Annotated in this window: 14 protein-coding genes; 10 read left to right on the top strand and 4 right to left on the bottom strand. The window is 75.4% G+C overall.

What is annotated here, in order from left to right; all coding sequences use genetic code 11:
- The first annotated feature begins 186 nt into the window (after positions 1-186).
- From AB0E85_RS16645 to AB0E85_RS16635, 3 genes are all read left to right on the top strand, one after another.
- Positions 187-1143, top strand: a complete 957-nt coding sequence (locus AB0E85_RS16645) for a DUF4258 domain-containing protein (RefSeq protein ID WP_361927192.1) — start codon at positions 187-189, stop codon at positions 1141-1143.
- A 22-nt stretch (positions 1144-1165) separates the two neighbouring features.
- On the top strand, positions 1166-1387 hold the full coding sequence (locus AB0E85_RS16640; RefSeq protein WP_361927189.1) for a DUF2283 domain-containing protein: 222 nt from the start codon (positions 1166-1168) through the stop codon (positions 1385-1387).
- Positions 1388-1740: 353 nt separating this feature from the next.
- Positions 1741-3321 carry a S8 family peptidase gene (locus AB0E85_RS16635; RefSeq protein ID WP_361927186.1) on the top strand — a complete coding sequence of 527 codons (1581 nt, stop codon included), beginning with the start codon at positions 1741-1743 and terminating at the stop codon, positions 3319-3321.
- Between the two features lie 85 nt (positions 3322-3406).
- Here the strand turns inward: AB0E85_RS16635 and AB0E85_RS16630 are convergent, their stop codons facing one another.
- Positions 3407-3916, bottom strand: a complete 510-nt coding sequence (locus AB0E85_RS16630; RefSeq protein WP_361927183.1) for a MarR family winged helix-turn-helix transcriptional regulator — start codon at positions 3914-3916, stop codon at positions 3407-3409.
- 90 nt (positions 3917-4006) lie between these two features.
- On the opposite strand from AB0E85_RS16630, the gene AB0E85_RS16625 reads away from it, so the two are divergent.
- The 7 genes from AB0E85_RS16625 to AB0E85_RS16595 all read left to right on the top strand — a co-directional run bounded on the left by AB0E85_RS16625 (position 4007) and on the right by AB0E85_RS16595 (position 13981).
- Positions 4007-6118 carry an MMPL family transporter gene (locus AB0E85_RS16625; protein ID WP_361927180.1) on the top strand — a complete coding sequence of 704 codons (2112 nt, stop codon included), beginning with the start codon at positions 4007-4009 and terminating at the stop codon, positions 6116-6118.
- A 116-nt stretch (positions 6119-6234) separates the two neighbouring features.
- Positions 6235-7818, top strand: a complete 1584-nt coding sequence (locus AB0E85_RS16620; RefSeq protein WP_361927177.1) for an SDR family oxidoreductase — start codon at positions 6235-6237, stop codon at positions 7816-7818.
- Positions 7819-7822: 4 nt separating this feature from the next.
- Positions 7823-9196 carry a deoxyribodipyrimidine photo-lyase gene (locus AB0E85_RS16615; protein WP_361927174.1) on the top strand — a complete coding sequence of 458 codons (1374 nt, stop codon included), beginning with the start codon at positions 7823-7825 and terminating at the stop codon, positions 9194-9196.
- A 104-nt stretch (positions 9197-9300) separates the two neighbouring features.
- Positions 9301-10443: a polyprenyl synthetase family protein gene (locus AB0E85_RS16610; RefSeq protein ID WP_361927171.1), complete on the top strand. Its 1143-nt coding sequence runs from the start codon at positions 9301-9303 to the stop codon at positions 10441-10443.
- Entirely contained in the window at positions 10440-12002 is a 1563-nt protein-coding gene (locus AB0E85_RS16605; protein WP_361927168.1) for a phytoene desaturase, read from the top strand. The genes AB0E85_RS16610 and AB0E85_RS16605 overlap by 4 nt, the downstream gene beginning before the upstream one ends.
- Positions 11989-12972, top strand: coding sequence for a phytoene/squalene synthase family protein (locus tag AB0E85_RS16600; protein ID WP_361927165.1), 984 nt, complete (start codon positions 11989-11991; stop codon positions 12970-12972). The genes AB0E85_RS16605 and AB0E85_RS16600 overlap by 14 nt, the downstream gene beginning before the upstream one ends.
- Complete coding sequence (locus AB0E85_RS16595; protein ID WP_361927162.1) at positions 12965-13981, top strand: DUF5914 domain-containing protein; 1017 nt, start codon at positions 12965-12967, stop codon at positions 13979-13981. The genes AB0E85_RS16600 and AB0E85_RS16595 overlap by 8 nt, the downstream gene beginning before the upstream one ends.
- Before the next feature lie 527 nt (positions 13982-14508).
- Here the strand turns inward: AB0E85_RS16595 and AB0E85_RS16590 are convergent.
- From AB0E85_RS16590 to AB0E85_RS16580, 3 genes are read right to left on the bottom strand one after another with little or no spacing between them, the layout of a single operon-like run.
- Positions 14509-16071 (bottom strand): FAD-dependent oxidoreductase, encoded by a 1563-nt coding sequence (locus tag AB0E85_RS16590; RefSeq protein ID WP_361927159.1) that lies wholly within the window; start codon positions 16069-16071, stop codon positions 14509-14511.
- The gene (locus AB0E85_RS16585) at positions 16068-16784 is read right to left on the bottom strand and encodes a class I SAM-dependent methyltransferase (RefSeq protein WP_361927156.1); all 717 of its coding nucleotides are present in this window, start codon (positions 16782-16784) and stop codon (positions 16068-16070) included. Before AB0E85_RS16585 ends, AB0E85_RS16590 begins: the two co-directional genes overlap by 4 nt.
- Complete coding sequence (locus AB0E85_RS16580; RefSeq protein ID WP_361927153.1) at positions 16781-17995, bottom strand: lycopene cyclase family protein; 1215 nt, start codon at positions 17993-17995, stop codon at positions 16781-16783. The genes AB0E85_RS16585 and AB0E85_RS16580 overlap by 4 nt, the downstream gene beginning before the upstream one ends.
- Between the last annotated feature and the right edge of the window lie 168 nt (positions 17996-18163).

The raw sequence follows: 18163 nt of genomic DNA, 5'->3' as shown, positions 1-18163 counted from the left end.
CCCGTGCGGCGTTGCACCGGTGCCGTGTGCCACCTGCCACACGGCGGCCCGGACCCCGCCGGTCGGCGGGGTCGGTTCCCGCCCCCGGACGGGTGCCGCCGGCCGGTGCCGCGCTGCCACGATCCGTCAGGACGCCGATCACGACCGGCCCGTCGAACGGGCCGTCAGCACAACGCGAGGACGCACATGCACCACACCCAGGACCGCTCCGCCCGACGCCGACGCACCCACTCCCGCATCCTGGTGGCGTGCTGCACCGCCGGAGCGGTGCTGCTGACCGCCGCGGGCGCGCACGCAGGGACCGGCGACGCGGGCTCCCGCTCGTCCCTGGCGGTCCAGGCGGCCGAGACGGTCGAGCGCGTCACCGGGACCTCCGACCTCGTCCCCGGCACGCCCGTCGCCGGCGGAGCCACCCGCGCGGAGGTCGGCGACGAGACGTCCGTCGCCCGCATCACCACGCCGGCCACCGCCGACGGCGCCGTGGAGTTCGCCCACGGCTCCGACGTGCTGCGCCTGACCCTGCCCGGCAGCGCCGACGCGCAGGCCACGACCAGCGCCAACGGCACGGTCGTCTACCCGGGTGCGGGCGAGGACGTCGACCTGGCCGTGCAGCCCAACCGGGACGGGGTGCGCGCCCTGATCACGCTCAAGGACGCGGACGCCCCGACCGAGTTCCGGTTCCCGCTCGGCCTGCCGGCGGACGCGGCCACCGAGACCCTGGAGGACGGTTCCGTCCTGGTCACCCGCGGTGAGGAGTACCTGGGCACGTTCGACGCGCCCTGGGCGAAGGACGCGCGCGGCGAGGCCGTGCCCACGGAGTACCGCGTCGAGGGCGGCGCCCTCGTGCAGACCGTACGGCCGGGGCCGGGCACGGCCTTCCCGGTGGTGGCGGACCCGGCGTGGTTCATCCCGCTCGCGATCGTCGCCGGGCGGCTGCTGCTCTCCCAGGGTGTCAAGAGCATCTCCAAGCACGCGGCCCAGCGCATGGCGCAGCGCGGCATCAGCCAGGAGATGGTCGCGCGTACGGTGAAGACCGGCAAGAAGACCAAGGGCAAGTCGCCGGGCACGTGGAAGTACACCACCGGCAAGATCTGGGTCGTGATCAACAAGGCCGGCAACGTCGTGTCCGTCGGCCGCAACTGAGCCCGTTCCCGAGAGGCGAAGCATGCACATCGAGTACGACCGCGAGAACGACACCGCGTATGTCTCTCTCGTCGAGCACATCGCGGACGGCGCGGCCGTCCGGCAGATCCCCGTCGACGGGGTGGGGACGGACGCCGAGGTGTTCCTCGACGTGGACGCGTCGGGGCGGCTGCTCGGCATCGAGGTGATCGGTGCGGGTGGGGCGCTGCCGGTGGAGGTACTGGAGCGGGCCTCCACGGGCTGAGGCGCGATCGGCCGGGCCGGTACCCCGGCCTGGCCGGTACCCCCGGTCTGGCCGGTACCCCCGGCCTGGCCGGCCCCCCGGTTTGGTCGGCCGACCGTCCCGCAGTCCCGGGGCGACGCCCCCGTCGTTCCCCCCCCTCCCGCGGAGTGTCTGCGTGGCTGACGGGGTGTCATGAGGGTTCTGCCGGTCCGTGCAGGACCCTTGTGCAATTCCTGTGGAGGCCTCAATCTTTCGCTGACGCACAGGAGTAGCCGCTGGCTTGACATGGTCATGACCCAATGGCCTCATCGGCGGCTACCGACGGGCGTGCACCACACCCCACAGCGCACCACCGATTGAGGAGGACCCCTCAGATGGCAGTGATGCGTACTCCCCACAGATCCTCCCGGCGAAGACTGGCCGCGCTCGGCGCGACGGCCACCGCGGCGCTCGTCGCGAGCCTCGTCTCCGCCCTCCCCGCCGGCGCCGCCCCGGCCGCCACCGAAGGGCGCATCCAGTACGAGGGCGCCGCGAACGCCGTCGCCGGCAGCTACGTCGTCACCCTGAAGTCGGAGAAGGCCGCTTCCGCCGAGGGCCGCGCGCTCGCGCGCAAGTACGGCGCCGACATCGAGCGGACCTACACCAAGGCCCTGAACGGCTACGAGGTCGAGGCGTCCGAGTCCGAGGCGAAACGTCTCGCCGCCGACCCGGCCGTCGCCTCCGTCGTGCAGAACCGGACGTTCTCCGTCTCCGGGACGCAGCCGAGCCCGCCGTCCTGGGGCCTGGACCGCATTGACCAGAAGAGCCTGCCGCTGAACAGCTCGTACACCTACCCGGACTCCGCCGGCGAGGGCGTCACCGCGTACGTCATCGACACCGGCGTCCGGATCAGCCACGGCGACTTCGGCGGCCGGGCCTCCTACGGCTACGACGCCGTCGACAACGACAACACCGCCCAGGACGGTCACGGCCACGGCACGCACGTCGCCGGCACGGTCGCCGGAAGCGCCTACGGCGTCGCCAAGAAGGCCAAGGTCGTCGGCGTGCGGGTGCTGAACAACTCCGGGCAGGGCACCACCGCGCAGGTCGTCGCCGGCATCGACTGGGTCGCCCGGAACGCGGTCAAGCCCGCCGTCGCCAACATGTCCCTCGGCGGCCCCGGCGACACGGCCATCGACACGGCCGTCCGCAACGCCATCACCTCCGGCGTCACTTTCGTGGTCGCGGCCGGCAACGAGTCCACCAACGCCTCCACCCGGTCCCCCGCACGGGTCACCGAGGCCGTCACGGTCGGGGCCACGACGTCGAGCGACGCCAAGGCGAGCTACTCCAACTACGGCACCGTCCTGGACCTGTTCGCGCCCGGCTCGTCCATCACCTCGGCCTGGAGCACGAGCGACTCGGCGACCAACACCATCTCCGGCACGTCGATGGCGAGCCCGCACGTCGCCGGGGCCGCCGCCCTGCACCTGGCCGCCAACCCCACGGCCACGCCCGCGCAGGTCTCCGCCGCGCTGACGTCCGCCGCCACCACCGGCGTCGTCACCAGCCCCGGCACCGGTTCGCCCAACCGGCTCCTGCACGTCGGCGGCGGTACGACCACCCCGCCCGGCCCGCGCTTCGAGAACACCGCCGACCAGGCCATCGCCGACAACGCCACCGCCGAGTCCCCGGTGACGGTCTCCGGCGTCTCCGGCAACGCCCCCTCGGCCCTGGCCGTGGAAGTGCACATCGTCCACACCTACATCGGTGACCTCCAGGTCCAGCTGATCGCCCCCGACGGCACGGCGTACACGCTGAAGGCGTACGGCACCGGCGGCAGTGCGGACAACATCGACACCACGTACACCGTGAACGCCTCCTCGGAGGCCGCGAACGGCACGTGGAAGCTGCGCGTGAGCGACAACGCCCGCTACGACACCGGACGGATCGACGCCTGGGCGCTCCAGTTCTGACCTCGGTGGCCTGCATGACCCGAGTGACCTGAGCGCAGGGGCCGGACTCGTACGAGTCCGGCCCCGACCCGTACGTGGTCGACCCTCAGCCGGGGTCCCGGCGGAGCAGGGCCAGTTCCGCGTTCATCTCGGCGAGGAACCGCACGACCACCTCCAGCTCCTCGGGGCCGAACCGGCCCCGGGCCGCGTCGGTGCTCCGGGCCAGGGGGCGGAAGTAGTCCCGGGCCAGGCCCCTGGCCGCGTCGGCGTAGTGCAGGTGCACCACGCGGCGGTCGCCGGCGTCCCGGACGCGGCGGATGTGCCCGGCCCGCTCCAGCCGGTCGAGGCACGCGGTCACCGCGCCGGACGTGAGATTGAGCTGCCCGCGCAGACGGCCCGGCGTCATGGGCTCGCCCCCCGCCTCCGGGTCGGAGTCGGCGTCGAGGATCGCGATCAGGGCCTGCATGTCGGTGAGGTGCAGCCCCTGCGCCTGGGCGAACTCCTGGGCGATGCGGTTGAACTCGCTGTTCATCCGGCGCAGCAGAACGGCGAAGGACTGCAACCCCGTGGGGTCGTCCGCCGGAAGAGATGCCGTGGGTGCACCGGAGCCGCTCATCCCCCCAGCGTAGTATCTCTCGATGATTGAGATACTTTATGAGTGAGTTACTTCTTCTCCGACTGACCCCACCTACGGCTTGGGATGCGCATGAGTACCGCACAGCGTCGGACCCGGCGGCTCGTACCGCTCGTTCTGCTGCTCGTCTGGCTGGGGGTGGGCGCAACGCTCGGTCCCTACGCGGGCAAGCTCGGCGAGGTGGCCACCAACGACCAGGCCGCCTTCCTGCCGCGGAGCGCCGAGTCCACCCGGGTGCTCGACGCCCGCGCGGCCTTCGACCGGGCCGAGACCGTGCCGGCCGTCGTGGTCTGGACGGCGGACGGGGAGCGGTTCACGAAGGAGCGGCAGGCCGAGGCCGGCCGCGCCGTGGCCGCGCTCGCCGGGCAACCCGGCGTCGTGGGCCGCCCGTCGCCCGCCCTGCTCTCCGACGACCGCGAGGCGATACAGGCCGTCGTCCCGCTGAAGCCCGACCTGGGCGACGAACTGCCGGCGGTCCTCGACGCGGTGCGCGAGGCGGCCGGTTCCGTGCCCGGCACCACCGCCCGGATCGCCGGGCCGGCGGCCAGTCAGGCCGATCTGTCGGACGCGTTCGCGGGCATCGACGGACTGCTGCTCGGCGTGGCCCTCGGCGCCGTGCTGCTGATCCTGCTGCTGGTGTACCGGAGCGTCCTGCTGCCGTTCCTGATCATCCTGGGGTCGGTCTTCGCCCTGGGCCTGGCCTGCGCGGTGGTCTACGCGCTGGCGGAGCGGGACGTGGTCCGGGTCGACGGACAGGTCCAGGGCATCCTGTCGATCCTGGTCATCGGCGCCGCCACCGACTACGCCCTGCTGCTGGCCGCGCGCTTCCGCGAGGAACTCGCCCTGCGCGCGGACCGCTTCGGGGCCGCGACGGCCGCCGTACGCCGTTCCTTCGGGGCGATCACCGCCAGTGCCGCCACCGTGGCGCTCGGGCTGCTGGCCCTGCTCGCCAGCGACCTCACCAACAACCGCGCCCTCGGGCCGGTCGGCGCCATCGGCATCGGCTGCGCCGTGCTGGCCACGCTCACCTTCCTGCCGGCCGCGCTGGCACTGCTGGGCCGCGCCGCCTACTGGCCCTCCCGCCCCAAGCCGCCGCAGGAGTCCGCGCGGGGCAGCGGCGTGTGGCGCCGGGTCGCCGGGGCGGTGGACGCCCGGCCGCGGCGGATCTGGGTGGTGACGGCGCTCGTCCTCGCCGTGTTCGCGGCCTTCTCGCCGTCCCTGTCCTCCAAGGGCGTGCCGCTCGACGAGATCTTCGTGAACGACGCGCCCTCGGTGTCCGCGCAGGCGACGCTCGGGGAGCACTTCCCCGGCGGGTCCGGCAACCCGGCCGTCATCATCGCCGACTCCGGCCGGGCCGCCGAGGTGACGGCCGCCGCGCGGAGCACCGAGGGCGTGGCCTCCGCTGGCGCCGTCTCGGCCTCCGGACGGCCCGGGGCGGGCGAGCCGCTCGCCGTCGACGGGCGGGTGCGCATCGACGCCACCCTGGAGGCCGCCGCGGACAGCGACGCGGCCAAGGAGACCGTCGAGCGGCTGCGCGCGCGGGTGCACGCGGTCCCGGGGGCCGACGCACTGGTCGGCGGGTACACGGCGCAGCAGTACGACACCCAGCAGACCGCCGCCCGGGACCGGACGGTCATCGTGCCGGTCGTGCTCGCCGTCATCCTGCTGATCCTGATGCTGCTGCTGCGTTCCCTGCTCGTGCCGGTGCTGCTGGTCGCGACCGTGGGGCTCAACTTCCTGGCGACGCTGGGTGTGTCGGCGCTGGTCTTCCAGCACCTGCTCGGGTTCGGCGGGACGGACGCCTCGGTGCCGCTGTACGGCTTCGTGTTCCTGGTGGCGCTCGGCGTCGACTACAACATCTTCCTGATGTCGCGGGTCCGGGAGGAGGCGCTCGGGCACGGCAACCGGCAGGGGGTGCTGCGCGGCCTGACCACCACCGGCGGGGTGATCACCTCGGCGGGTGTGGTGCTCGCGGCGACGTTCGCGGCGCTGATGGTGATCCCCCTGGCGTTCCTGGTGCAGATCGCGTTCATCGTCGCCTTCGGGGTGCTGCTCGACACGCTCGTGGTGCGCTCGCTGCTGGTGCCCGCCCTGATGATCGACATCGGGCCCCGGGCCTGGTGGCCGAGCGCCCTCGCCCGCGACAGGCCGCCGGCGTCCGGCGACGGTACTCCCTCCGGCTGAACCGTCCGCGTCACCCGTGTCGTGCATCCGCCGGGCGCCCCGAGCGGGAAGGGTTCACGTCGGGGCCGGGCGCGCTCCGGCAGCGCGGCGACGGCTCGGGAGGACGGAGGCACACCATGGCGACGGACGGGCGGCGGCTGCACTGCCTGGTCACCGGGGCGTCCGGATACATCGGCGGGCGCCTGGTGCCGGAACTGCTCCAGGAGGGCCACAGCGTCCGGTGCCTCGCCCGCTCCCCCGGCAAACTCCGCGACCACCCCTGGGCGTCGCACGCCGAGACGGTCCGGGGGGACGTCACGGACCCGGAGTCGCTCGCCCCGGCGATGCGCGGGGTCGACGTCGCCTACTACCTGGTGCACGCCCTCGGCTCCGGCTCCCGGTTCGAGGACACCGACCGCGCCGCCGCCCGGATCTTCGCCGAGCAGGCCCGGGCGGCCGGCGTACGGCGGATCGTCTACCTCGGCGGGCTCACGCCCCGTGACGTCCCCGAGGAGTCGCTCTCCCCGCATCTGCGGTCGCGGGCCGAGGTGGGGGAGATCTTCCTCGACTCGCCCGTGCCCGCCACGGTGCTGCGGGCCGCCGTCGTCATCGGCTCGGGCTCGGCGTCGTTCGAGATGCTGCGCTACCTCACCGAACGGCTGCCCGTCATGGTCACTCCCAGCTGGGTGCACACCCGCACGCAGCCCATCGGCGTGCGGGACGTGCTGCGCTACCTCGTCGGGTCGGCCACCATGCCGGACGACGTCGACCGGGCCTTCGACATCGGCGGCCCGGACGTCCTCACCTACCGGGACATGATGCTGCGCTACGCCGCCGTCGCCGGACTGCCCCGGCGGTTCATCGTGCCGGTCCCGGTCCTCACCCCGCGGCTGTCCAGCCACTGGGTGGGACTCGTCACCCCCGTGCCCGCCTCCCTCGCCCGGCCGCTGACCGAGTCGCTGCGGCACGAGGTCGTCTGCGGCGACCACGACATCGCCCGGTACGTGCCGGACGCCCCGGGCCGGCCGCTGCCGTTCGACGAGGCGCTGGCCCTGGCGCTGCGCAGGGTGCGCGAGGCGCAGGTCTCCACGCGCTGGTCCTCGGCGTCGGTGCCCGGGGCGCCCAGCGACCCGCTGCCCACCGACCCGGACTGGGCGGGCGGCAGCCTCTACCAGGACGAACGGCAGCGGCCGGTCGAGGCGTCCCGGGCGGCGCTGTGGCGGGTCGTCGAGGGCATCGGCGGCGACAACGGGTGGTACTCCTCCCCGCTGGCCTGGGCGGTGCGGGGCTGGCTGGACCGGTTCGCGGGCGGGGTCGGGCTGCGCCGCGGACGGCGTGACACCGAGCGGCTCAGGGTCGGCGACTCGCTGGACTTCTGGCGGGTCGAGGAGATCGAACCCGGCCGTCTGCTGCGGCTGCGGGCCGAGATGCGGCTGCCCGGGCTCGCCTGGCTGGAGATGTACGCCGAGACCGACGACAAGGGCCGCACCCGCTACCGGCAGCGGGCCCTGTTCCATCCGCGGGGCCTGCTGGGCCACGCCTACTGGTGGAGCGTCGCCCCGTTCCACGCCGTCGTGTTCGGCGGCATGGCGCGCAACATCGCGCGGGCCGCGTCCGAGGGCACCGGCGGACGCCGGAGCGCCTCGCGCATCCGGCGGGCCCGCGGGCGGCGAAGTGTCCGGGAGCAACGCCCGGAACCCGCACCACCGCACCAGGAGTGACACCATGACCGTCGCGGTCGTCCTGTTCACCTCGGACCTGCGCCTGCACGACCATCCGCCCCTGCGCGCGGCGCTGAACTCGGCGGACGAGGTCGTGCCCCTGTTCGTCCGCGACCCCGCCGTCCACGCCGCCGGATTCGACGTGCCCAACCGGGCCGCCTTCCTCGCCGACTGCCTGGCCGACCTCGACTCCTCGCTGCGCCGGCGCGGCGGACGGCTGGTCGTGCGCTCCGGGCCGGTCGCCCGGGAGGTCCGGTCGGTCGCCGCCGAGTGCGGCGCGACGGAGGTGCACATGGCCGCGGGGGTCACCGGCTACGCCCACCGCCGCGAGGAGCGGCTGCGCGCGGAACTCGGCGCCGGCCAGGTCGCGCTGCGGGTGCACGACAGCGTGGTCACCGCCCTCGCGCCGGGCGCGGTGACACCGGCCGGCTCGGACCACTTCGCCGTCTTCACCCCGTACCTGCGCCGCTGGTCCAAGGAACCGCTGCGCGACCTCCTGCCCGCTCCGCGCGCGGTGCGGGTCCCTGACGCGGCGCGCGGCGAGGAGCCGCCCGCGCGCGCGGGGGTGGCGGACGTGTCACCGGATCTGCCGGCCGGTGGGGAGGGCGCGGGGCGCGACCGGTTCGCCCGGTGGGCCGATGCCGGCCTGTCCCGGTACGAGGAACGGCACGACGACCTGGCCGGTGACGCGACCTCACGCCTGTCGCCGTACCTCCACTTCGGGGCGCTCTCGCCGGTGGAGGTCGTCCGGCGGGCCCGCGAGAAGGGCGGCGCGGGGGCGGAGGCGTTCGTCCGTCAGCTGTGCTGGCGCGACTTCCACCACCAGGTCCTCGCGGCCCGGCCCGATGCGTCCGTGCAGGACTACCGCCCCCGGGGCGACCGGTGGCGCGGCGAGGAGGAGGCCGCCGAGGACATCGCCGCCTGGCGGGAGGGCCGCACCGGCTACCCGGTGGTGGACGCGGGCATGCGCCAGCTGCGCCACGAGGGCTGGATGCACAACCGGGCCCGGCTGGTGGCGGCGAGCTTCCTGACCAAGACGCTGTACGTGGACTGGCGGATCGGCGCCCGGCACTTCCTGCGGTATCTGGTGGACGGCGACCTCGTCAACAACCAGCTGAACTGGCAGTGGGTCGCCGGCACCGGCACCGACACCCGCCCCCACCGCGTCCTCAACCCCGTCCTCCAGGGCAAGCGCTACGACCCGGACGGCACGTACGTACGCCGTTGGGTGCCCGAACTGGCGGAGGTCGGCGGCGCCGCGGTGCACGAGCCCTGGCGGCTGCCGGCGGACGAGCGGGCCGGGCTGCGGTATCCGGAGCCGCTCCTCGATCTCGGCGAGGGCCTGGCCCGCTTCCGGCAGGCCCGTGGCCGCGGCTGAGAATCGGGCACCCGACGCATCCGGAACACCACTCCCGGCGGAAGCACACGGAAGCACACGGACGCACTGAGGTGCGAACGACCGGAAGCGAGAAGGGGTTGGGCATGCTTGGACCGCGGCCGACGACGGCCGGACCGGCGGAGACGAACCACGCCCCGCTCACCGCTCCCGGGGCCACGCGCGCCATGGAGGCGGTTCTGGAGCGGGTGCTGGAGGACCGGCTGCGGCAGGCCCGCGACACCGACGCGGTGTTCTCCCGCGAGACGGCCGAGCGCGTCGCCGCGTTCGTCCGGCGGGGCGGCAAGCGGCTGCGTACGGCGTTCGTGTGGTGCGGCTGGCGGGCCGCGGGCGGCTCCGGAGACACCGGCGCGGTCTCGCGCACGGGCGCGGCCCTCGAACTGCTCCAGGCCTGCGCCCTCATCCACGACGACGTGATGGACGGGTCACCGCTGCGCCGGGGCGCCCCCGCCCTGCACGTGGACTTCGCCCGGGAGCACCCGGCCGGCCGGACCGGCCGGTCCACCGACGCGTTCGGGACGTCGGCCGCGGTGCTCGCGGGCGACCTGGCGCTGGCGTGGGCGGACGACCTGCTGACGGAGACGGCGCTCGCCTCGCCGCACGGCTCGCGGCTGCACGAGGAGTGGCGGGCGATGCGCACCGAGATGGTCGCCGGGCAGTACCGCGACCTGCGCGCGCAGGCGAGCGGCTCGTCCGGCGCCGAGGAGGCGCTGACCATCGCCGTCCTGAAGAGCGCCCGGTACACGGTCGCGCGGCCCCTGGCGCTGGGCGCGGCCCTGGCGGGCGCGGACGCCCGCACCGTGGGCGCGTTGCGGGCCGCCGGCCGGTGCGCGGGGCTGGCCTTCCAGCTGCGTGACGACCTCCTCGGGGCGTTCGGCAACCCGGCGCTGACCGGTAAACCGGCCGACGAGGATCTGCGCTCCCGCAAGCTCACGCCTCTCCTCGCCGCCGCCGTCCGGCTCGCGGAGGCCACCGGCGACCGGGACGCCGCCGCCGTGCTCGCGCCGGGCGCCCAGGCCCGGCCGGGGCACACCGTCGACCGGATGCGGGAGGCCATGGAGCGGACGGGCGCCCGGGAGGAGGTGGAGGCGAGGATCGCGGACCTGGCGGCCACCGGGCTGCGGCATTTCGAGGCGACCGGCGCCGCCACGGGTGTGCGGCGGGAGTTCGCCGCCCTGGTCGAGCGGGCCTCGGGTCTCGCCCCGCGCCCGGCGGAGGAGCTCGTATGAGGACGGTGACGGGACCGACGGACCATGTCGTCGTGGTGGGCGCCGGCCTGTCCGGGCTGGCGTGCGCCCTGCATCTGCTGGGCGCGGGCCGCCGGGTGACGCTCGTCGAACGGGACGCCGGGCCGGGCGGGAGGGCCGGGCGGGCCCGGCTCGGCGACTACCTGGTGGACACCGGGCCGACCGTGCTGACGATGCCGCACCTGGCCGACGAGGCGTTCGCGGCGGTCGGCGAGAGCCTCGGCCGGCACGTCGAGCTGATGCCCCTGCACCCCGCCTACCGGGCCGTTTTCGCGGACGGGACCTCGCTCGACGTGCACACCGGGGCCGACGCCATGGAGGCGGAGGTGCGGCGCTTCGCCGGACCGGCCGAGGCGGCCGGCTACCGCAGGCTGCGGGAGTGGCTGGAGCGGCTGTACCGGGCGCAGATGGGCCGTTTCATCGACACCAACTTCGACTCGCCGTTCCAGCTGGCACACCCGGACCTGGCCCGGCTGGCGGCGCTCGGCGGCTTCGGGCGTCTCGACGGCAGGATCGGCCGCTTCCTCTCCGACGCCCGTCTGCGCCGGGTCTTCTCCTTCCAGGCCCTGTATGCCGGGGTCGCACCGGCCCGGGCGCTCGCGGCGTACGCGGTGATCGCCTACATGGACACGGTGGCCGGTGTCTGGTTCCCCAAGGGCGGCATGCACGCGCTGCCCCGGGCGATGGCGGACGTGGCGGCCGGAGCCGGTGCGGAGCTGCGCTGGTCGGCCGAGGTGAGCGGGCTGGAACGCTCCGCGGGCCGGGTGCGGGCGGTCCGGCTCGCGTCGGGCGAGCGCATCCCGTGCGACACGGTGGTGCTGACCTGCGAACTGCCCACCGCGCACCGGCTGCTGGGCCGGGCGCCCCGGCGTCCGGTACGGCTGCGGCACTCGCCGTCCGCGGTGGTCCTGCACGCGGGGACCGACCGCACCTGGCCCCACCTCGCCCACCACACGCTGTCCTTCGGCGCCGCGTGGGAGCGCACCTTCGACGAACTGACCCGCTCGGGTTCGCTGATGAGCGACCCGTCGCTGCTGATCACCCGTCCGACCACGCACGACGCCTCCCTGGCGCCGCCGGGCCGCCACCTGCACTACGTCCTGGCGCCCTGCCCCAACACGGCCGTCGGCCCCTCCGCCGCCGCCTGGCGGGACCTGGGCCCGCGGTACCGCGACAGCCTGGTCGCCGAGCTGGAACGCCGCGGCCTGGACGGGTTCGCGGCCGGCGTCGAGGAGGAACTGCTGGTGACGCCGCTCGACTGGGCGGCCCAGGGCCACGCGGCGGGCAGTCCCTTCTCCGTGTCCCACACCTTCGCCCAGACCGGGCCCTTCCGGCCGCGCAACCTCGTGCGCGGGCTGGACAACGTGGTGCTCGCCGGCTGCGGGACCACGCCCGGGGTCGGCGTACCGACCGTGCTCATCAGCGGGAAACTCGCCGCCGCCCGCGTCACCGGGGGCCGCACCCGGGTGATCCGGGCGGGCCGGTCCCCCGACCGCCGCCCGTCCGCCCCGACCGGAGCAGGTGCCCATGACCCGTCGTGAACTGGATGCCGCCGGCATCACCGACCCCGGCCTGCGCGGCGCCTACAGCCGGTGCCGGCAGCTCAACGCCCGGCACGGCCGGACCTACTTCCTGGCCACGCGCCTGCTGCCGCTGGAGCGCCGGTCCGCGGTGCACGCGCTGTACGGCTTCGCCCGCTGGGCCGACGACATCGTCGACGACCTGGACCGGCGGCTGACACCCGACGAGCGGGACCTGCTGCTGAAGCGGCTGGAGGGCGATCTCGCGCACGGGCTGCGGGGCGGCGGCGGGGCCGAACCGGTGGTGCGGGCCGTGGCCGACACCGCCGGCCGCTACGGCATCGAGGTGGACCTGTTCGCCGACTTCCTCGCGTCGATGCGCGCCGACCTGACCGTCACGGACTACCCGACCTACGCCGACCTGCGGGCCTACATGCACGGCTCGGCCGCGGTGATCGGCCTCCAGATGCTGCCCGTGCTCGGCACGGTCGTCCCGCGCGAGGAGGCGGCACCGCACGCGGCGGCCCTCGGGGTGGCGTTCCAGCTGACCAACTTCCTGCGGGACGTGGGTGAGGACCTGGACCGCGGTCGCGTCTACCTGCCGGCGGACCTGCTCGCCGCCCACGGCGTGGACCGGCCGCTGCTGGAGTGGAGCCGGCGCAGCGGCCGCCGTGACCCGCGCATCCGGGCGGCGCTCGTCGCCGCCGAGGCCCTGACCAGGGACGTGTACCGGGACGCGGAACCGGGCATCGCGATGCTCGACCCGCGGGTACGCCCGTGCATCCGCACCGCGTTCACGCTGTACGGCGGCATCCTCGACGCGATCGCTCGGCACGACTACGCCGTGCTGCACCGTCGGGCGGTGGTGCCCCGGCGCCGGCGGGCGGCCACCGCCGCGGCCGGTGTCCTGAAGGTGGCCGGCGCGCGGTGGCGCGCGGCACCCGCGACGCGGCCCGCCGCGCTGGAACGGAAAGGACCGGCTCGTGACTGACCGAGCGGACAAGGCACGCTGGACCTCACCGCTGCGGCGGCGCCGCGGCCCCGGCTGGGCGGAGCAGACGCCGACCTGGCGCGCGGCCCGCCCGGCGCTGATCGCCGACACGCTCAAACGGGCGTCCGCCCGGCCCTCGGGCAACTGGTTCGTCGTCGGCTCCTCGCGCGCCGTGCGCCCCGGCCGCCCCCACGGCAGGACCGTCGGCGGCGTCGAGGTGGTGCTGTGGCGCTCGGAGACGGGCGAGCTGCGGGCCGGTCCCGGCGCCTGCCCGCACCTCGGTGCTCCGCTGCGGGACAGCCGGGTGGTGTGCGGCACGCTGGTCTGCCACTGGCACGGACTGGCCCTGGACGGTGCCGCGTTCGCCGGCTGGCAGCCGTACCCCGTGCACGACGACGGAGTACTGGTGTGGGTGCGGCTGGACGGCGTCGGGGGTGAGGAGCCGTCGGAACGGCCCGTGGTTCCGGCGCGTCCCGCGCCGGGCGCCGGGGTGGACGCGGTGTTCACGGCGGTCGGGCGGTGCGAGCCGCAGGACGTGGTGGCCAACCGGCTCGATCCGTGGCACGGGTCCTGGTTCCACCCGTACTCCTTCGTCGATCTGACGGTGGTGAGGGAACCGCAGGGCGGCGAGGGGGGCGACGCGGACGACGCCTTCGTGGTCGACGTGTCCTTCCGGGTGGCGGGCCGTCTGGTGGTGCCCGTGCGGGCCGAGTTCACCGCGCCGGAGCCGCGCACCGTCGTCATGCGCATCACCGGCGGCGAGGGCGCCACGTCCGTGGTCGAGACGCATGCCACGCCGCTGACCGCGGCGGACGCGGACCGACCGCGGACGGCCGTGATCGAGGCGGTCGTCGCCGCTTCGGACCGGCGGGGCTTCGCCCTGGCCCGGGCCGCCGCCCCCGTGCTGCGCCCCCTGATGCGGGGTACGGCCGGGCGCCTGTGGCGCGACGACCTCGCCTACGCCGAGAGGCGCTGGGAGCTGCGCAGCACCGGACGCTTCCCCGGGTGACACGACCCCGCCGGACGGGCCTGCGCGGAGCGGCCCGGGCCCGCCCAGCGGCCCTGCGCCACCGGCGCGACCCGCGTTCCGCCCGGCGGCCGTGCATCACCGGCGCAACCCGAGCCCGCCCAGCGGCCCTGCGCCACCGGCGCAACCCGAGCCCGCCCGGCAGCCCTGCGCCACCGGCGCAACCCGAGCCCGCCCGGCAGCCCTGCGCCACCGGCGCGACCCGAGCCCGCCCGGCAGCCCTGCATCACCGGCGCGACCCGCGTTCCGCCCAGCGGCCCTGCATCACCGGCGCAACCCGAGCCCGCCCAGCGGCCCCGCATCACCGGCGCAACCCGAGCCCGCCCAGCGGCCCCGCATCACCGGCGCAGCGCACCCGAGCCCGCACGGCGCACCCGAGCCCGCCCGGCGGCCCTGCGTCACCGGCGCGGCCCGGGCCCGTCCGGCGGCCCCGCATCACCGGCGCAACCCGAGCCCGCCCCGCGGCCCCGCATCACCGGCGCAACCCAAGCCCGCCCAGCGGCCCCGCATCACCAGCGCGACCCGCGTTCCGCGAGCGCGCCGAGGGCCCGCAGCACCGGGGAGCGGCCCGCCCGTGGCACGGTCCACAGCACCTGGCCGCGGACGCCCCACCGGGCGAGCAGGGCGTTGGACGCCAGGAAGCCGGTGGTGGCGGCGCGTTCCATCAGGGCCACGGGCAGGTCGCAGCGCAGCCCGTCGCCGGCGAGCGTCAGCCAGGGGTGCGGGGTCCGTACGGTGGGGCGCCGGTGGTGGGTGCCGGCCGGGAAGAGCGGGCAGTCCGAGCGCCACTCGTGCCGGGCGTCGACGAGGCGCGCCTGACGGGTCTCCGGGTAAACCCGCCGCAACTGCCGGAGCAGCTCCTCCTGCACGGTCTTCCGGTCCGCTCCGGGGTCGACGGCGTAGGCGTGCAGTTCGACCACGGACCCCCCGCGGTGCGCGGCCCAGCGGGCGGCCTCGCCCTCGTAGCGGTCCAGGACGCTGATGTTGTCGAGGCCGTCGTAGCCGCTGGTGCCGAGGAAGCCGGGGCGGTCGGCGCGGACCGGCCGGTCGAGCCAGAGCCGCGAGACGAGGAACGGCGGGGCGGTGCGCAGGGCGGCGATGTCCTCGCGCCAGGGGGTGGTGCCGAGGCGGGGCGAGTCGGCGACGACCCGGCGCAGTCCCGCGGTGTCGAGGGCGAGCACCACCGCGTCGTGCCGGTCGGTGCCGGTGCCGGTGCGCACGTCGGCTCCCCCGGCTGAGCCGGGCTCCACGGCGCGGACGGGGGTGCCGGTGCGGACGGTCGTGCCGAGGCGCTGGAGGTAGTCGGCGAGGGGTTCCCACAGGGCCTGCGGGAAGGGCTCGTCGGGCACGTCGAAGAGCAGTCCCTCCGAGGAGCCGAGGAAGTAGATGTGGAACATCAGCATCAGCTCGGCGGCCGAGAGTTCGCGCGGGTCGGCGAAGAAGCTGCGGGAGAACACCTCGAACGCCAGGTGGTGCGCGGCCTCCGGGAAGCGGACGCGTTCCAGGAAGGCGGTCGCGCCGACCCGGTCGAAACGTGCGTACACGTCGGGCACCCGCACGTCCAGCAGCGGCAGCGCCGCCCGGGCGTCCAGGGCGGCGAGGTCGCGCAGGCCGAAGGTGGGGCTGAGGGCGACGAAGCCGAGGGCGCTGAGGGGCGGGGTGCGCGGGACGCGGGCGAAGCTGTCGGTCAGCCCGCCGCTGTGCCGCAGGGGGTAGTCGGGCAGCGGGGTGAGGCGGGCCAGGGCGGGGTCGGTGCGCCGCAGCAGACCGCGCAGGTTGTAGTACTGGCGGAAGAAGGCGTGGAAGCCGCGGCTCATGGTCACCTCGGAGCCGTCGGTCAGCCGGGTGCGGTGGCCGGCGAGGCGGCCGCCCAGGGCGTCCTCGCGTTCGTAGAGGGTCACGCGGGCGCCGCGTTCGGCCAGCCCGGTGGCGGCGGCGAGACCGGCGATACCGCCGCCCACCACGGCGACGGACGGCGCGTCCTCGCGCGCGAACCGGTCCCGGCCGGGTGCGGGCACGAGGACCTCTGCCTTGCGGTCCCGGCCGCGGCGGGCGGCCGCAGGGGTGCTCATCGGGTGGCCTCCCCGGCCGCGGCGACGAAGGTGTGCGTGATGCCGGTCTGCCATCCCGCGAGGGGCAGGGCCCGGGCGCCCGTGAATCCGGCGCGCGTCAGCCGCCCGGTGAAGCCGGAGGCGGTGTCGAAGTCGAGGACGCTGTGCCACAGGTGCCGGTACAGGGCCCGGTCACCGGTGAGTGTGCCCGCCGGAATGATCACCCCCTGGCAGACGGCCGTCCACAGCGCCCGGTGCGCGGGCGAGCCGCCGAGGCTGTACTCGTGGACGGCGAGCCTTCCGCCCGGCCGCAGCAGTCCGCGCACCGTGCCGAGGACGGCGTCCGGGTCGGAGACGTTGCGGAACAGGTAGGCGGCGAAGACCGCGTCGAAGGGGCCTTCACCGGCCGCGTCGAGTTCCTCGGCGCTCAGGTGCAGGAAGCGCACGCCGTCGGGCCACGGTTTGGCCAGCGCCCGGCGCAGCATGCCCGCCGAGGCGTCCACCGCGGTGATCCGCGCCCGGGGTGCGGCCCGCAGCAGGGCCCGGGTGGAGGCGCCGGTGCCGCAGCCGAGATCGAGCAGGTGCAGGCCGGCCCCGTCCCCGGGGAGCTTCAGCCGGCGGGCCGAGCGCAGCAGGTCGGCGCGGTATCCGGGGTTGAGGCCGGTGAGGCGGTCGTAGGTGCGGGACGCGTGGTCGAAGGCGCGTGCCAGGTCGTGGTCGCGCAGCAGGGTCATCGGTGGCTCTCTCCGGTTCCTGGGACGGGGTGGGTGCGGCGGGGGAGGAAGGGCACTTCGAGCGCGGTGCGGAGCATCGGGCCCACCGGGGTGCGCAGGCCGATGCCCCACTCCTCCCGGAGCGAGGTGGCGCCGTCGAGGAAGCGCAGCAGGCGCGGCGTCGGCGTCCGGCGGAACAGGCCGGTGAAGAACGCGGGGCCGTCGATCCGGCCGGTGTCCAGGGCCCGCAGCAGCACCGCGTCCATGGCGAGCGCCCGCCGCCCGTGCGGTGCGGGCACGCCGGCGCGGCCGCGTTGCAGGGCGGCGGCGATGGCCCGGCTGTGCCGCTGTACCGCCGCGAAGGTGTAGCCGGTGGCGGGGCGGGTCGCGCCGCCCGCCGTCCCGATGCGGAAGACGGCCTCCCCGGCCCGCCGGGGGAAGCGGGCGTCGGTCATGGGGATGACGCCCTGCTCGGCCCTCTCCACGGCGAACTCGCCCAGGCGCAGCACCTCGCGGGCGTAGTGGCCGAGCGCCGCCTCGTAGGCCTCGGTGGTCAGCGGGGTACGGGAGAACTCGGTGTACTCCACGAGCGCCCGGTCCGGGGCCAGCGGCAGGACGTAGCCGAAGGCGAGTCCGTGCCGCGGCTGGGGCACGCGGAAGTCCATGAGGTCGGCGACCGCCGGGTCGAAGCGGTCGCCGCGGGTGCGCACGAACCAGCCGCGGAAGTGCTGGAGCAGCTGCGTCCGGGCGGGGGGCAGGGCGCGCAGCGGCCGCGAGTCGAACACGTAGCGGGAGCGCAGTGTCAGGGTCCGGCCGTCCTGTGCCGTGCAGCGGACCTCCGCGCCTCCGGGCACGTCGCGCACCGTATCGGCTGTGGCGCGCAGCAGCCGCCCGCCGGGCGCGTGTGCCAGCCGGGCGTGCACGAGCCTTTCGAAGGCCGCGGAGCGCACCATCCGGTAACGCGCGGGGGCCGGATCGACGGTGAGCGGGCCGCCGTCCGGGCCGTGCACCCGCAGTAGGGGCCAGGTGGCGGTGACCGCCTCCTCGAAGTCGCCGTCGCCCTGGTCCCAGTAGCACCAGGTCCGCTCGGCCGGACGCGCTGGACCATCCGGCGGTTCGACCACGGTCACGGTCGCGACGCCGGTCTCGACCAGCCGGTACGCGAGGCTGAGGCCGGCGGCACCGCCCCCGACGACCACCACGTCCGACGGGCCGACGGGTCCCCGGCTCACCGGGCCCACCACGCGCCGCTCATGTCCGCACTCCGCTCCCGGCCACCCGGTCGACCGTGCCGTGTCCGCCGTGGTGTGCCCGTCGTGTCCTGTCCGTTCACCGCTTCGGGCGGGTGCCCCTGTTCGGATGCAGTCAGCCGGAGCTATCGCGACACGACCGTTGCAGCC

The sequence above is a fragment of the Streptomyces sp. NPDC029044 genome (genome assembly GCF_040637495.1).
Lineage (GTDB): Bacteria > Actinomycetota > Actinomycetes > Streptomycetales > Streptomycetaceae > Streptomyces.
The sequence above is the reverse complement of the archived record's forward strand: the minus strand, read 5'-3'. Positions and strand labels throughout refer to the sequence as shown.